The sequence below is a fragment of the Micromonospora sp. NPDC048170 genome (assembly GCF_040652795.1).
Taxonomy (GTDB): Bacteria; Actinomycetota; Actinomycetes; order Mycobacteriales; family Micromonosporaceae; genus Micromonospora.
In genome coordinates this window covers 444,583-459,768 of record NZ_JBEZMR010000001.1, presented here as the reverse complement: position 1 = coordinate 459,768, position 15,186 = coordinate 444,583, and the positions used below count along the sequence as shown (strand labels likewise).

15 protein-coding genes are annotated in these 15,186 nt (G+C 72.6%); 10 read left to right on the top strand and 5 right to left on the bottom strand.

Features of this window, described 5'->3' with window-relative positions; all coding sequences use genetic code 11:
- Positions 1–121: 121 nt before the first annotated feature.
- The 5 genes from AB0D32_RS01985 to AB0D32_RS01965 all read left to right on the top strand — a co-directional run bounded on the left by AB0D32_RS01985 (position 122) and on the right by AB0D32_RS01965 (position 6,005).
- Positions 122–1,537: a PhoH family protein gene (locus tag AB0D32_RS01985; protein ID WP_357083316.1), complete on the top strand. Its 1,416-nt coding sequence runs from the start codon at positions 122–124 to the stop codon at positions 1,535–1,537.
- Positions 1,538–1,813: 276 nt separating this feature from the next.
- Entirely contained in the window at positions 1,814–2,512 is a 699-nt protein-coding gene (locus AB0D32_RS01980) for a lytic transglycosylase domain-containing protein (protein WP_357083313.1), read from the top strand.
- Positions 2,513–2,625: 113 nt separating this feature from the next.
- On the top strand, positions 2,626–3,279 hold the full coding sequence (locus tag AB0D32_RS01975; RefSeq protein ID WP_091622729.1) for a rhomboid family intramembrane serine protease: 654 nt from the start codon (positions 2,626–2,628) through the stop codon (positions 3,277–3,279).
- Positions 3,280–3,395: 116 nt separating this feature from the next.
- Positions 3,396–4,364 (top strand): NAD(P)/FAD-dependent oxidoreductase, encoded by a 969-nt coding sequence (locus AB0D32_RS01970; protein WP_357083310.1) that lies wholly within the window; start codon positions 3,396–3,398, stop codon positions 4,362–4,364.
- Positions 4,365–4,457: 93 nt separating this feature from the next.
- Positions 4,458–6,005 carry a hypothetical protein gene (locus tag AB0D32_RS01965; protein WP_357083307.1) on the top strand — a complete coding sequence of 516 codons (1,548 nt, stop codon included), beginning with the start codon at positions 4,458–4,460 and terminating at the stop codon, positions 6,003–6,005.
- On the opposite strand, the gene AB0D32_RS01960 is transcribed toward AB0D32_RS01965, so the two are convergent.
- Both AB0D32_RS01960 and glpX read right to left on the bottom strand, forming a co-directional pair.
- The gene (locus AB0D32_RS01960) at positions 5,980–6,963 is read right to left on the bottom strand and encodes a DMT family transporter (protein WP_357083304.1); all 984 of its coding nucleotides are present in this window, start codon (positions 6,961–6,963) and stop codon (positions 5,980–5,982) included. The two genes, AB0D32_RS01965 and AB0D32_RS01960, sit on opposite strands and share 26 nt — an antisense overlap.
- Complete coding sequence (glpX, locus tag AB0D32_RS01955; RefSeq protein ID WP_357083301.1) at positions 6,960–7,991, bottom strand: class II fructose-bisphosphatase; 1,032 nt, start codon at positions 7,989–7,991, stop codon at positions 6,960–6,962. The genes AB0D32_RS01960 and glpX overlap by 4 nt, the downstream gene beginning before the upstream one ends.
- A 152-nt stretch (positions 7,992–8,143) precedes the next feature.
- Between glpX and AB0D32_RS01950 the strand changes: the two genes are divergently transcribed.
- The 3 genes from AB0D32_RS01950 (at position 8,144) to AB0D32_RS01940 (ending at position 10,876) form a co-directional block, all read left to right on the top strand.
- Positions 8,144–8,857 (top strand): DUF4245 family protein, encoded by a 714-nt coding sequence (locus AB0D32_RS01950; protein ID WP_357083299.1) that lies wholly within the window; start codon positions 8,144–8,146, stop codon positions 8,855–8,857.
- 112 nt (positions 8,858–8,969) lie between these two features.
- The gene (locus tag AB0D32_RS01945; RefSeq protein WP_357083296.1) at positions 8,970–9,779 is read left to right on the top strand and encodes a hypothetical protein; all 810 of its coding nucleotides are present in this window, start codon (positions 8,970–8,972) and stop codon (positions 9,777–9,779) included.
- 242 nt (positions 9,780–10,021) lie between these two features.
- Positions 10,022–10,876 (top strand): hypothetical protein, encoded by an 855-nt coding sequence (locus tag AB0D32_RS01940; RefSeq protein ID WP_357083293.1) that lies wholly within the window; start codon positions 10,022–10,024, stop codon positions 10,874–10,876.
- Between the two features lie 99 nt (positions 10,877–10,975).
- Here the strand turns inward: AB0D32_RS01940 and AB0D32_RS01935 are convergent, their stop codons facing one another.
- On the bottom strand, positions 10,976–11,188 hold the full coding sequence (locus AB0D32_RS01935) for an exodeoxyribonuclease VII small subunit (protein WP_357084181.1): 213 nt from the start codon (positions 11,186–11,188) through the stop codon (positions 10,976–10,978).
- Between the two features lie 36 nt (positions 11,189–11,224).
- Positions 11,225–12,445, bottom strand: coding sequence for an exodeoxyribonuclease VII large subunit (gene xseA / locus AB0D32_RS01930; protein WP_357083290.1), 1,221 nt, complete (start codon positions 12,443–12,445; stop codon positions 11,225–11,227).
- A 122-nt stretch (positions 12,446–12,567) separates the two neighbouring features.
- On the opposite strand from xseA, the gene AB0D32_RS01925 reads away from it, so the two are divergent.
- Positions 12,568–13,557, top strand: a complete 990-nt coding sequence (locus tag AB0D32_RS01925; protein WP_357083287.1) for a 4-hydroxy-3-methylbut-2-enyl diphosphate reductase — start codon at positions 12,568–12,570, stop codon at positions 13,555–13,557.
- Positions 13,558–13,599: 42 nt separating this feature from the next.
- On the top strand, positions 13,600–14,040 hold the full coding sequence (locus tag AB0D32_RS01920) for a hypothetical protein (protein ID WP_357083284.1): 441 nt from the start codon (positions 13,600–13,602) through the stop codon (positions 14,038–14,040).
- A gap of 83 nt (positions 14,041–14,123) precedes the next feature.
- Here the strand turns inward: AB0D32_RS01920 and AB0D32_RS01915 are convergent, their stop codons facing one another.
- Complete coding sequence (locus AB0D32_RS01915; RefSeq protein ID WP_357083281.1) at positions 14,124–14,672, bottom strand: hypothetical protein; 549 nt, start codon at positions 14,670–14,672, stop codon at positions 14,124–14,126.
- Positions 14,673–15,186: the final 514 nt, after the last annotated feature.

Below are 15,186 nucleotides of genomic sequence, written 5' to 3'. Positions count from 1 at the left end.
GGCCAGCCGGTCCGCCCGGATCTGCGACCTCGCGCACGGGGTTCCGCATCCGACCCCGTGTCCCCGGGCACCGGAGGAGGCGGAACGCGGGTGGCGGGTGCCCATCCGTCGGAGCAGGCCTGTGACGACTCGCCGTACGCCCGCCGGGACCGACCAGACCCCGGCCGCGACTGCCACGACCCGCCGCGCCACCCGGAGCCGCCGCAGCGCGTCCGCCGCTCCGGTCGGCACCGAGGAGCCCCGACCAGCAGGCCAGGCGTTCGTCCTGGACACCTCGGTGCTCCTGTCCGACCCGGCGGCCTTCCACCGCTTCGCCGAGCACGAGGTGGTCCTGCCCCTCGTGGTCATCTCCGAACTGGAGGGCAAGCGACACCACCCGGAGCTGGGCTGGTTCGCCCGGCAGTCCCTGCGCATGCTGGACGAGCTGCGGGTCCTGCACGGGCGGCTGGACCGCCCGGTGCCCGCCAACGACTCCGGCGGCACGCTGCGGGTGGAGCTCAACCACTCCGACGACGGCGTGCTGCCGCCGGGGTTCCGCACCGACTCGAACGACGCCCGGATCCTCTCCGTCGCGCTGAACCTCGCCGCCGAGGGGCGGGAGGTGACCCTGGTCAGCAAGGACATGCCGCTGCGGGTCAAGGCCGCCTCGGTGGGCCTGCGGGCGGACGAGTACCGGCACGGCCAGGCCAGCGACCCCACCTGGACCGGGATGGCCGAGCTGGAGCTCGCCGAGGAGCAGATCGGCCAGCTCTACGCCGGTGAGTCGCTCGACCTGGACGCCGCCGCCGGGCTGCCCTGCCACACCGGCCTGGTGCTGCACTCGACCCGGGGCTCGGCGCTCGGCCGGGTGCTGCCCGACAAGACCGTACGACTGGTCCGCGGCGACCGGGAGGCGTTCGGGCTGCACGGCCGCTCGGCCGAGCAGCGGATCGCGCTCGACCTGCTGCTGGACGAGTCGGTGGGCATCGTCTCGCTGGGCGGGCGCGCGGGCACCGGCAAGTCGGCGCTGGCGCTCTGCGCCGGGTTGGAGGCGGTGATGGAGCGCCGCCGGCACAAGAAGGTCGTCGTCTTCCGCCCGCTGTACGCCGTCGGCGGCCAGGAGCTGGGCTATCTCCCGGGTTCGGAGTCGGAGAAGATGTCGCCCTGGGCGCAGGCGGTCTTCGACACGCTCGGCGCGGTGGTGCACGAGAACGTGCTGGAGGAGGTCACGTCGCGGGGGCTGTTGGAGGTGCTGCCGCTGACCCACATCCGGGGCCGCAGTCTGCACGACGCCTTCGTGATCGTGGACGAGGCGCAGTCGCTGGAGCGCGGGGTGCTGCTGACGGTGCTCTCCCGGATCGGCCAGGGCTCCCGGGTGGTGCTCACGCACGACGTGGCGCAGCGGGACAATCTCCGCGTCGGGCGGCACGACGGGGTGACCGCGGTGATCGAGGCGCTCAAGGGCCATCCGCTCTTCGCCCACGTCACCCTCAGCCGTTCGGAGCGGTCGCCGATCGCCGCGATGGTGACGGATCTGCTGGAGGACATCCCGCAATGAGGGCCGTTATGTAGGGCTTTGTACCCATTCTCTTTGTGGCGCAAGTCACAATAGGGGCTGTTGGTTTCCCATCAGTCCCACTGTGCGCAATCGTGTCCCACGAGCGCCCGCGTACCGAGAAGATCGTTGGTGATCGTTCGTCACAGGACACGCCGGCATCTCCACCGGAGTACGTCGGCTGCGACCGGCACCGGGTCGGGGCGCTTGCGGCGAGGACGCATCCGACCCGGGTGCCGCCCCGCGCCGTGTCCTTGCACCCGACGAAGGGACCACTTCGTGAGTCGGCTGTGGAGCCGGTTCGGCGCCCGTACGGCCGCTGTCGCGCTGCTCTCGGTGGGCGTTGCCGGCGGTGTCTACCTGGGCGAAGACCGACAGACCCAGCAGCAGGGCCTGACCGCGCAGGTCGGCGTCGCTGTCGAGCAGGCCGAATTCGAGTACCAGCGCGAACGGCAGGCCACCCATCAGGTGCAGTCCGCGAAGCAGCGGACCGCCGAGTACCAGGCGAAGCTGCGCGCCGCCGCGGCTGCCAAGGAGGCCGCCAAGCGGGCCCGCGAGGCCGAGGCCGCCGCCGCCTCGCGGAAGAAGGCCCGTGAGGCCGCCGAGAAGGCCGCTGCCGAGAAGGCCGCCGAGAGCAAGCCGTACGACGGGCCGATCCCGGCGTCCTGCGCCGAGTTCAGCGGCAACCGCGAGGTCGGCTGCGCGCTCATGGTGAAGGCGGGCTTCGGGATGGACCAGTTCCCCTGCCTGAACAAGCTCTGGAACAAGGAGAGCGGCTGGAACCACAAGGCCCGCAACTCCTCGTCCGGCGCGTACGGCATCCCGCAGGCGCTGCCGGGCAGCAAGATGGGCTCCGTCGCCGACGACTGGCAGACCAACCCGGCGACCCAGATCAAATGGGGCCTCGGCTACATCGAGGGCCGCTACGGCACGCCCTGCAAGGCCTGGGCGCACTCCCAGGACGTGGGCTGGTACTGATCGACGTTGAAGGGCGGGGTGTGTGGGCGTCCACACACCCCGCCCTCGTCGTTCCGGGTACGGGATCGCCGCAGAAGTGGCGGCGAGGCCCGTCACCTGATAGCTCTTGACGGGTGAACCTGCACCCGGGAAGTGGCGACCCGCACCGGTTCGGCACCGAGGCGTTCTACGCCGCGCTCGGCCGGGCCTTCGTCGCCATGTGCGCGGTGGTGCCGTTCCTGTTCCTCATCGAGGCCCTCGACCAGGGCCTCGCGTTCGGCCTCGACGCCACCGCCGGGATCATCCCGAAGCGCATCGACGGGCTCGACGGGGTCTTCTTCTCGCCGTTCCTGCACCACGGCTTCGACCACCTCTACAGCAACAGCATCCCGCTGATCCTGCTCGGCACCTTCGTGCTCGCCGCCGGTGCCCGCCGGTTCCTCTGGTCGACGCTCGTCATCATCCTGGTCAGCGGGCTGGGGGTGTGGTTCACCGGCTCGTCGACCTCAGTGGTCGTCGGTGCGAGCGGCGTCATCTTCGGCTACCTGGGCATCCTGCTCACCCGGGGCATCGTCGAACGGAGCTGGTGGAACTTCGCCGTCTTCCTGCTGGTCGGCCTGCTCTACGGCTGGCAGCTGGTCGGCATCCTCCCCACCGACGAGCGGATCTCCTGGCAGGGGCACCTGTTCGGGCTGCTCGGCGGGGTGGTCGCCGCGATCATCTTCCGGCGCCGCCGCGGGGACCTCGGCGGGCCGTACCGCTCGGAGTCCACGCTCACCATGCCCTGAGCGCCGACGCGCCGGTGCCGCGCGGTGCGGTGGGACATGCTTGCCCGGGCACGCCGTCGGCCCTACCGTCGGAATCAGCACGCGTTGATCCGTGAGCGGAAAGCGACGGTACGCCCATGCGCGAGGTCGATGTCGCGGTGATCGGGGCCGGTCCGGCCGGGCTGTTCGCGGCGTACTACGCCGGATTCCGCGGGCTCTCCGTCGCGGTCGTCGACGCGCTGCCCGAGCCCGGCGGCCAGATCACCGCCATGTATCCGGAGAAACTGATCCACGACGTGGCCGGCTTCCCGGCGGTCAAGGGGCGGGACCTGGTGGCCAACCTCGTCGCCCAGGCGGCCCCCTTCGACCCGTGCTACCTGCTCGGAGCCCCCGCCGAGAAGCTCTCCTACGCCGAGGGGCGGCCGGTGCTGGGTCTCGCCGGGGGCGAGCAGCTCCGGTGCGGGGCGGTGATCGTCACCGGTGGGCTGGGCAGCTTCACGCCCCGTCCGCTGCCGGTGGCGGAGCACTTCGTCGGCACCGGGATCGTCTATTTCGTACCGCAGCCGACGGAACTGGCCGACCGGGACGTGCTGATCGTCGGCGGCGGCGACTCCGCCTTCGACTGGGCGTCGACGCTCCAGCCGCTGGCGCGCTCGGTGACGATGGTGCACCGGCGGGAGAAGTTCCGGGCGCACGCGGCCACCGTCGCCCGGGTGCTGGAGCTGCCGGTACGCGTGATCGTCAACGCCGAGGTGACCAGGCTGTACGGCGACGGCGCGGTCACCGGCGCCGAGGTCACCGTACGCGGCGGCGCGGCGGAGCTGCTGCCGGTGGACACGGTGGTGGCCGCCCTCGGTTTCACCGCCGACCTCGGGCCGCTGGCCGAGTGGGGGCTGCGGCTGGACCGCCGGCACATCGTGGTCGACAGCGCGATGGCGACGAACCTGCCCCGGGTCTTCGCGGCCGGCGACATCACCGAATACCCGGGCAAGGTGCGGCTGATCGCGACCGGCTTCGGCGAGGCCGCCACGGCGGTCAACAACGCGGCGGTGGCCATCGACCCGAGCGCGCACCTGTTCCCCGGGCACTCCTCCGACGGCACCTGAACCCGCCCACCGGCCGGAGGGCAGCCGGGCACCGGTACCGGATGCTGCCCCGACCGTGGCCGGATCGAGATCGGTGGCTGTGATCGTGGGCCGATGAACGACCCACCCCGGCACCGCGACGGCGCCCCGGCGACCCTGGCCTGGCTGGGTCACCCCGCGACGGTTGCCGCCCTCGTCCTGCTCGCGGTCAACGACCACCTGCTCAAGGCGGCCTTCCCCGGCGTGCTGACCGGCAAGCTCAGCGACGCCGCCGGTCTGCTCCTCGCGCCGCCGCTGGTCGCGGTGCTGCTCACGCTGCTGGTCCCACGGCTGCCGGCCCGCGTCGCCGTCGGGCTCGGGCTCGGTCTCGTGGCCGCCGGCTTCACCGCCGTCAAGTCCAGCGGATACGCCGCAGCCGTCGCCTCGGCGGCGTGGAGCGCCGTCAGCGGGCCGTCGCTGGTCCGGGCGGACCGCACCGACCTGCTCGCCCTGCCGGCGCTCGCCCTCGCGTGGTGGAGCTGGTCCCGGGCGCGGCGCGAACCGGTACGGGGTCGGCCCGCGCGGCTGGTCCGCCTGTTGGTGCTGCTGCCGGCGGCGACGCTGGCCGTGGCGGCCACCAGCCCGGTCCACTACCCCGACGCCGTCCGGGCGGTGGTCCTCGACGAACGGTTGGCGGCCGGCATCGGCCACGGCTACGACAGGCACGTCTTCGACACCGTCGCCTCCTGGCGGATGAGCGACGACGCCGGGGCGACGTGGCGCGATCCGACGCCGGGCGAGGTCGAGGCGTTGACCGGGGAGAGGGGGCCGGTCGCGGGCCCTGTCAGCCGGAGCTGTTCGACCGCCACGCCGACGTGCTGTTACCGGGTGGTCCCCGGCCGGCTCGCCGTGGAGCAGAGCGACGACGCGGGCCGGAGCTGGCATCCGGCCTGGGGCGCGACGGAGGAGCAGCGGGCCGTGCTCCGCCGGCAGTACCCGGAACCGGGGCCGCGCGGGGAGCGGATCGCCTCGCAGGAGCTGACCGTGCGGGACACCGGCGACGGCCAGCACGTGGTGCTGGTGGCCAACGGCCGGGACGGCTTCGCCATCCGTCGGACGGACGGCAGCTGGGAGCGGATCGGCCTGGTCGGCGAGCCGGGGGTGGGCCCGTACCCGTTCGACGGGCGGCCACCGGCACTCGGCCGGAGCACCCCGGCGGACCGCGGCGACGATCCGCTCCTGTCCCTGCTGCTGGGGCTCACGCTGGCCGGATCGGTGCTCGCCGTGTCGGGTACGCGGGCGGGACTGCGGGCCGGCACCGCCCGCTGGCGGCTGATCTGCCTGGCCGCGCTCGGAGCCACCGCCTGGGTGCTGCTGGCCGTGGCCTGGTCGGGTGGGCTGATCCCGGCGTTGGGTCTCGGTGCCCTGCTCGCGGTCCTGCTCGGCGTGCTGTTGCTGTCCGTCCGGGCACCGGCCGGGTCGCCGGGGCGATGGGTCCTGGAGGTGCTGCTGGCCGTCGCCCTGACCCTGGTGCTGGCCGCGCTGCCGCTGGTCGGCTGGCTCTACGGCCGGCCTGTGCACGCCGGCACGGCTCTGCTGCTCGCCGTGGCGGCCACCGTGCCGGGGCTGCTGTTGGGCTGGCGGGCGGCCCGGTTGGTCAGCGGGCCGGGCGGCCGGGTGTGACCGGTGCGAGGGCGGCGACGAGGACCGCGACCATGGTCAGCGCCGCGCCGAGCAGGGTGACCGGCCCTGGGCGGGAGGCCGCCGTGGGCAGCAGCAGGTCCAGCAGCACGGCGCCGACGATCTGCCCGGCGATGGTGGACAGGCCGAGCAACAGCACGCCGGTGAACCGGACGATCGCGGCGGCGATCGCGATGAACACGATCCCGATGGGCCCACCGAGATAGAGCCACGGCTCGGTCGGCGGGCTGCCCGCCGGCCAACCCCGGACCGCGACGTCGACGGCGAGGGCGACCAGCAGGGCCACCGTACCGACGGTGAAGTTGACCAGGGTGGCGGTCAACGCGCTGCCGGAGGCCATCCGTACCCGGCCGTTGACCGCCTGCTGCCAGGCGATGCCCACCCCGGCGAGCAGCGGCAGCAGGGCCAGCCCGAGGGTGCCCGGGTCGCCGAGCCGGTCGCCGACGGCCAGCAGGACCGCGACCACGGTCAGCCCCGCGCCGGCCAGCCGTTGCGGGGTGACCGCCTGGCGACCGCTCGGGCCGATCCCGGCCCGGTCGACGGCCAGGCTGCTGCCGGACTGGCCGGCGACCACCGCCACCGTGAAGACCGCCACCCCGAGGGTGCCGATGGTCAGCCCCTGTGCGGCGACCAGGAACGCGCCGCACATCCCGCCGAGGCACTGCCACGGCCGCAGCGTGCCGTCCGTGAGCGCGCCGCGCAGGGCGGTCAGCCCCCGCCGCCCACCGGGGGTGGCGGGGACCAGCACCAGCAGCACCAGCAGGCCCAGGCCGAACGAGACCACCGCGGCGGCGATCCCGTCGGCCAGGCGTACGCCCAACTCGCCGTTGATCCGGGACTGCACGGCCACCGCGACCCCGGAGGCGGTGGCGAGGCCCACCCCCGTGATGCGGCGGGTCGCCGACGGGGCCGGCGGGGCCAGCGTCCCGGTCAGGCTCACTCCTGCTCGGCCAGGGGGCGGCCGTCGAAGTCGATCGCCGAGTAGAGGGCCAGCTTCTCCAGCCGGTGGTACGAGTCGATCACGCGGATGGTGCCGCTCTTCGAACGCATGACGATCGACTGCGTGTACGCCCCGCCGGCCCGGTAGCGGACGCCGCGCAGCAGGTCGCCGGAGGTGACGCCGGTGGCCACGAAGAAGCAGTTGTCCCCGGTGACGAGGTCGTCGGTGCTCAGCACCCGGTCCAGGTCGTGCCCGGCGGCGAGCGCCTTCTCCCGCTCCTCGGCGTCGCGCGGCCAGAGCTTGGCCTGCATCGCCCCGCCCATGCACTTCAGCGCGCAGGCGGAGATGATGCCCTCGGGGGTGCCGCCGATGCCCATCAGCACGTCGACGTCCGACTCGCCCCGGGCCGCCGCGATGGAGCCGGCGATGTCCCCGTCGGAGATGAACCGGATGCCCGCCCCGGCCCGGCGGATCTGCCTGACCAGGTCGTCGTGGCGGCTGCGGTCCAGCACACAGACCGTCACCTCGGAGACGTCGGTGCCCTTGACCTTGGCGATCCGGCGCAGGTTCTCGGCCACCCCGGCGTTGATGTCCACCACGTCGGCGTGCGCCGGCCCGACGGCGAGCTTCTCCATGTAGAAGACCGCGCTCGGATCGAACATCGCACCCCGCTCGGAGACGGCGAGCACCGCCAGGGCGTTCGGCATGCCCTTGCTCATCAGCGTGGTGCCGTCGACCGGGTCGACGGCGACGTCCACCTCCGGGCCGGTGCCGTCGCCGACGTGTTCGCCGTTGAAGAGCATCGGGGCGTTGTCCTTCTCGCCCTCGCCGATCACCACGACGCCGCGCATGGGGATCGAGTTGATCAGCTTGCGCATCGCGTCGACGGCCGCTCCGTCGCCGCCCTCCTTGTCGCCCCGGCCGACCCAGCGACCTGCGGCCATCGCCGCGGCCTCGGTGACCCGGACCAGGTCGAGGGCGAGGTTGCGGTCGAGATCCTGTGGGATCCGGGTCCTGGTGTTCGTCATGACGGCTCCTCCTCGCGACGTTGCGGGGCGGCAGGGTGCGGCGTCGCCGCTGCCGGGTTTGTCGCTGATCCTCACACGATGGCTCACCCGGCGCGGGGTCGGGGCGGTGATGGCCTGGATACGGCCGGTCGGGCGGCTGCGAAGATGGCAGGGTGGAACCCGCACAGCCTGCCGATCGCGTACCCGCCGACTCGACCCCGCCGGACGGTCAGCCGCCGGTCGCCCCGAGCCGGGCCGCCGCCGTACCAGAGGGGGAGCCGGCGCTGGTCGAGCCCGCCGGCGCCCCTGGAACGGCCCCGCCCGACGGCGCGGCGGAGACCGGCGAGCAGCCCGCGCCGCCGCCCGCGGTCGACACCCGCAAGTCGGAACGCTCGCCGAAGGACATGGCGATCTCGCTGCTCGTGCTGCTGATCCCGATCGCCCTGCTGTTCGCCTTCTACCGGGGGTTCCTCGGCGGCGACCAGCCGACGACCGTCGACCCGGCGCCCGCCCTGGAGTCGGCGCGGGCCGCCGCCGTCTTCCCGGTCAGCGAACCGACGGGGCTGGACGACGGGTGGCGTACGGTCACCGCCAAGTTCCAGACGGTCGAGGGCGGGTCGAGCCTCCGCCTCGGCTATGTGACCCCGGAGGGGCGGGGCGCCCAACTGGTGCAGAGCAGCGTGCCGCCGGAGCGGCTGCTGCCGGCCGAACTGACCGCCGCGGGGCAGCCGCAGGGCCAGGCCGACCTGGGCGGGCGCACCTGGCAGCGGTACACCGCCCGGGGCAACGAGCAGGCGCTGGTCCTGCTCGAACCGGACCGGACGGTGATCGTGATCGGCGACGCCCGGGACAACGAGCTGCGACAGCTGGCCGGGTCCATCCGCTAGCCGGCTCCGTCGCCACCCCCCAGGTGTCGGTCGGATCGGCTACGCTGCCCCGGCCCACTACCCGGCGACCCTGGTTGGTCGGGTGCTTTCCGTTTCACGAAGAGAGACAACTGTGAACATTCGACGGTGGAGCGTCGGCGTGCTCGCCGCCACGCTGCTCGTTCCCGGCCTGACCGCCTGCAAGTCGGACGCCTCCGAGCCCGCCGGTGCCACCTCGGCCGAGGTGTCCGTCCCGTCCGACCCGAAGGAGGCGCTGCTCGCCTCCACCAAGGAGATCGAGAAGGGCAACTTCACCTTCACGCTGGCCGGTGCCGGGCTGAACGGCAAGGGCCTGGTGCACAAGCCCAGCAACAGCGCCCAGTTCAGCATGAAGTTCGACGACGACTCCGGCAGCACGTCGATGGCCATGGAGCTGATCTACATCGAGCCGGACAGCTGGGTGATGCTCGACCTCGGCGAGTTGGGCGCCATGATCCCGGGCGCGGAGAAGTGGAAGGGCAAGTACCAGCACCTCGACCAGTCCAAGGTCAAGGGCGCCGGCGAGCTCAGCCGCTACATGGAGGAAGTCGACCCGGCCGGCAGCGCGAAGCTGACCAAGGGCATCACCGAGGTGCAGAAGACCGCCGAGGGCAGCTACACCGGCAAGCTCGACGTGTCCGCCGCGGGCGACGCCGCCACCCTGGACGCCGACCTGGTCAAGGCCCTCGGCGCGCAGGCCAAGGCGCTGCCCTTCACCGCCAAGCTGGACGCGCAGGGCCGGCTCACCGAGCTGGTGGTCTCGGTGCCGGCCGCCGGTGAGACCAAGGCGCACGACATCAAGGTCACGTACGCGGACTACGGCAACGCCACCGCCGCGCAGAAGCCGGCCGCGGACAAGGTGGTCGAGGCGACCGACGACATCTACGAGATGTTCAAGAACTGACACCGGCACACGGAACGGGGCGGCTCCGGCCGCCCCGTTTCCGTGTTCCGGGGTCACCCGACCGGGGCAACCGGACATCCCGGTGATTGTGCGACGCGGCGACAGGGAACAGAAGTGGAGCGAACCCGGGTCGGTCGCCGCGGCAGCCGGCCCCACGGGGTTCGCGCGGCGCAGCCGACGTGGTGCGTCGCCCGGTTCCGGCCGCCGACAGGTGCGTCGGGTGACCCACGTGGGAGACACGCATGACTGTTCGACGTTTGAGCGCCGGCCTGGTGGCCGCCGCCCTGTTCACTCCCGGGCTGGCCGCCTGCAACGCCACCGGGGCCCCGACGGCGGGCTCGTCCGCCTCCCCGACCGTCTCGGCGTCCGGCACGCCCGCGGCCTCCGGCAGCGCGGCCCCGGCGTCCGGTGACGCCAAGCAGGCGCTGCTGGCCTCCACGCGCGAGATCAGCAACGGCAACTTCCGGTTCACCATGTCCGGGGTCGGCTCGACCGCCGAGGGGCGGGTGCACGAACCCACCCAGAGCGCCGAGATGCGCGTGACGGTCGGTAAGCCCACCGACGACCTGTTCATGAAGCTGGACCTGGTCCACTACAAGCCGGACAGTTGGGTGAAGGTCGAGCTCGGTGGCGCGACCGCCAACAGCGTGCCGGGCGTGCAGAAGCTCAACCTCGGCAAGTACCAGCACCTGGACCAGACCCGGATCAAGGGCAACCGGAACCTCGGCTTCGACTTCGACAAGGTGGACCCCGCCGGCAGCGAGGTGCTGACGCAGGGCATCACGGAGGTACGCCGGACGGGTGAGGGCGCGTACGCCGGCACCATCGACGTGTCGAAGGCGGCCGAGGCGGGCTCGGTGGACCCGACGGTGATCACCGCCCTCGGGGCGCAGGCGAAGTCGGTGCCGTTCACCGCGAAGCTCGACCCGCAGGGCCGGCTCAGCGAGATGGTCGTCCAGATCCCGGCCGCCGGCCAGACGAAGGCGCAGGACATCCGGATCACCTACTCGGACTACGGCAACGCCACCGCCGCGCAGAAGCCGCCGGCGGACCAGGTGGTCGAGGCGCCGGCCGAGCTCTACAACCTGTTCAACTGACGCTGACTCAGCGCGCGTCGATCAGGCAGTCGTGGTGGGTGACGGAAGGCGTCGAACGCCGTTTCCGCCCACCACGACTGCCTGATCGGCACGGACGGGTCAGGAGGGGGATTCCTGGCGGGCGGCGTCGATGCGGGCGCGGGCGCCGTCGAGCCAGCGCTGGCAGGTGTCGGCGAGCTTCTCGCCGCGTTCCCAGAGCGCCAGCGACTCCTCCAGCGTGGTGCCGCCGGCCTCCAGCCGCTCGACCACCGACGCCAGCTCGGCGCGGGCCTGCTCGTAGCTGAGCCGCTCGTCCTTCTTCTCGTCAGTCATCGCTGCCATCCCACCACATCGTGATCCCCACTTCGTTCAGCCGTCGACCGTCGCGGCCAGTTCGCCCTCGGCGAGGCGTACCCGGAGTGGGTCGCCCTTGCCGACCTCGGTGGCGGCTCGCACGACGTGACCGTCGGCGCGCTGGACGATCGCGTAGCCCCGGTCGAGGGTGGCCGCGGGGGAGAGGGCGCGCAACCGGGCCAGGGTGTGCCGCAGGTCGTCGTCGGCGGCGGCGAGCCGGTGGTCCAGGCATCGCCCGGCCCGCTGCCGCAGCCCGGTCAGGTCGGCGGCCCGCTGGTCGACCATCACCTGTGGGCGGGCCAGCACCGGGCGGGAGCGCAGCCCGTCGAGCCGGTGCGACTCGCGGTCCACCAGGTTGCGCACCGCGCGTTCGAGCCGGTGCCGGGCCTGCCGGATGAGGCGTACCTCCTCGGTGAGATCGGGAACCACCCGCTTGGCCGCGTCGGTCGGCGTCGAGGCCCGCAGGTCGGCAACGTAGTCGATCAGCGGAGCGTCGGTCTCGTGGCCGATCGCGCTGACCACCGGTGTACGGCAGGCGAAGACCGCCCGGCAGAGCGCCTCGTCGGAGAAGGGCAGCAGGTCCTCGATGCCGCCCCCGCCCCGGGCGATGATGATCACGTCGACGGTCGGGTCGGCGTCCAGCACCTTGAGCGCGTCGACGATCTGCGGGACCGCGCCCGGCCCCTGCACCGCCACGTTGACCGTGCGGAACTCCACCGCCGGCCAGCGCCGGCGGGCGTTGTCCAGCACGTCCCGCTCGGCGGCCGACGCGCGGCCCGTGATCAGCCCGATCCGGTTGGGCAGGAACGGCGGCCGGCGCTTACGCGCCCGGTCGAACATCCCCTCGGCCGCGAGCAGCTTCTTGAGCTTCTCCAGCCGGGCCAGCAACTCGCCGAGGCCGACCTGCCGGATCTCGTCGGCGCGCAGGCTCAGGGTGCCCCGGGCGGCGTAGAACTCCGGCTTGGCGTGCAGCACCACCCGGGCGCCCTCGCGCAGCTCCGGCGCGCCGGCGTCGAGGACGTCCCGGTTGGTGGTGACGGTCAGGCTCAGGTCGGCCGACGGGTCCCGCAGGGTGAGGAAGACGGTGCTGGCGCCCGGCCGGCGGCTGATCTGCGCCACCTGCCCGTCCACCCACACCCAGCCCAGCCGGGCGATCCACGCGCCGACCTTCTGGCTGACCACCCGGACCGGCCACGGCTCCTCGGGGGTGCTCCGCCCCACCTCTCCCGTGCTCATCCGCCCACCCTACGACCCACAGTCCCCAGCGCCGTCGATCATGAAGGCGGCGTGCCGCCGACGGCGTGTCGCGGGCGGCATGATCAACGAGGGGCTCGGGAGGCGGCACGTACGATGGTCGGGTGACTCAGGCTGAAGCGACGTCCCGGACCGGCAAGCGCGTGATCCTGGCCAAGCCCCGCGGCTACTGCGCGGGCGTGGACCGCGCGGTGCAGACCGTGGAGGAGGCCCTCAAGCTCTACGGCGCCCCGATCTACGTACGCAAGCAGATCGTGCACAACAAGCACGTCGTGCAGACCCTGGAGGCCCAGGGGGCGATCTTCGTGGAGGAGAACGAGGAGGTGCCGGAGGGCGCCACCGTCATCTTCTCCGCGCACGGGGTCGCCCCGGAGGTCTACGAGCAGGCCAGGGCCCGCTCCCTGCGGGCGATCGACGCGACCTGCCCGCTGGTCACCAAGGTGCACCAGGAGGCGAAGCGGTTCGCCGCCGAGGACTACGACATCCTGCTGATCGGCCACGAGGGGCACGAGGAGGTCATCGGCACCTCCGGCGAGGCCCCCGAGCACATCCAGCTCGTGGACGGCCCCGAGGACGCCGACAGGATCACCGTCCGCGACCCGAACAAGGTGGTCTGGCTCTCCCAGACCACCCTCTCGGTCGACGAGACGCTGGAGACGGTGGCCCGGCTCAAGAAGCGGCTGCCGATGCTCCAGTCGCCGCCCAGCGACGACATCTGCTACGCCACCTCCAACCGGCAGCACGTGGTCAAGGAGATCGCGCCCGAGTGCGACGTGCTGATCGTCGTGGGGTCGACCAACTCCTCGAACTCGGTACGCCTCGTCGAGGTCGCCCTGGACGCCGGCGCGCGCGCCGGACATCTCGTCGACTTCGCGCACGAGATCGACGACGCGTGGCTGGAGGGGGCGCGTACGGTCGGCCTGACCTCGGGCGCCAGCGTCCCCGACGAGCTGGTCCAGGAGGTGCTCGCCCACCTCGCCGCGCGCGGCTTCACCGACGTCGACGAGGTGGTGACCGCCAACGAGCGGCTGACCTTCTCGCTGCCGCAGGAGCTCAAGCGGGACATGAAGGCCGCCGCCGCGGTCCGTGGCTGACGGGCGGGAACGACACGCGGCCCCGCTGCGTCGGACAAGGGTATGAGGACCTTTCGGCTCGCCGTCTCCGCGCTGGCCGTCTGCGTGGCGCTGAGCGCCTGTGGCGGCCAGGACGGTACCGGCGACACCACCCCCACTCCGACGGGAGCGCAGCCGGTGACCAGCCCGCCCAGCCCGGATCCGAGTGTCCCACCGACCCCAGGCGACCCGGTCGACCCGACCGCTCCGGCGCTGCCCCCGCCCTCGAAGGGCACCGGCGGGCCGACGTCGCCGCCGGCCGGTGGCACCACGCTGACCGGGACGGTCACCTCCGGGGTGGAGCCCAACTGCCTGCTGCTCGACAACTACCTGCTGGTCGGCGGCCCGCGTGACGTGCTGACGCCGGGCGTGAAGGTCACGGTCACCGGCCGGGTCCAGCGCGACCTGCTCACGACCTGCCAGCAGGGCACGCCCTTCCTGGTCGAAACCGCCCGCCGCGGCTGAGACCGGATCGGCAAGGACCTCGACCGGGACGTCCGTCGTGCCCGCTGCCCGCCCGCCGCCCGTGGCGGTGCGGCAGCGGGCCGTTACTGTCCGCGTTGGCGCGGTCCCCACCATGGCAGCAGCGGCGGAAGCTCGGCAAGCGGTCGGCGCGGCGGTTTCGGCGGCTGCGACTCGCCGTCGTCGCCGTCCCAGCGCCGGCCATACTGATCGGGCAAGTCACCCCAGCCGAAGTACGGCACCGGCTCGGCAGGCAGAACGCCGAGCGTCTCCAACGGGTCGATGCGGGACTCGGCGATCGTGCACAGATGCGCCCAGTCGTCACCGAAGTCGAACACGTACGCGAACTGCTCGCCGCCACCCAGCCGGCTCAGCCTGGTCCGGTCGCTGTCGATGCTGCCCTCGGGCGCCTCGCCATCCCACAGCTCAAGCGGCGTGACCTGGGTCTGGTCGGCCAGCGTGAACATGTGCATGTGCGCCAGGTCCCAGCGGGCGAACGCCCCGTCGATCGCATCAGCGAATTGAGCGAAGGTATGTGACCGGCTCGCGGCGAAGACCCTGCCAGGTCGAGGCCACAGGTCGATGCCACGACCAGAGACCAGCTCGACCCGTACGGACAACCAGGTACGCGCCACCGATCACCCTCCACCCGAGAACGCCGCCTCCGCCCCGAAGAGTACGCAACGTCACCGAGACCCGCCCCAGGCGGGAGTTGTACGCCGGCAGTAGCCACGACGACGACCGCGGCGCGCATGGTCGACGTGGACGTGTTGTCCGTAGCCCACTGTCGAGCTGCCCTCACAGATGGGGCAATGCGACCGCCCACCGGTGGACCCGGGGAGTCGCTGGAGATCAAGGCATTCCGAGGAGGGGACCCCGGGGGAGCGGCTGGAGCACCAAGGCGTCCCGAGCAGCAGAAACTCGAGGAGTTGCTGGCCCTCCGGAAAGCCCCGTATCCGATTGACCATCGGGGTGGATCTCGCACCGCCCATCCCTCCGGCGGTCCTATGGACGGGGCAGCTCGACAGCGCCTGCGGTGCGATCACCGTCGTCGAGGGCCTCGACAACGCCGGGGCGCCCTACCGCGCCCCGACAGCGTTGGCGGTTCCGGGGATGCCGGTGGCGTCGGCGTTGCGCGGTACCCAGCCG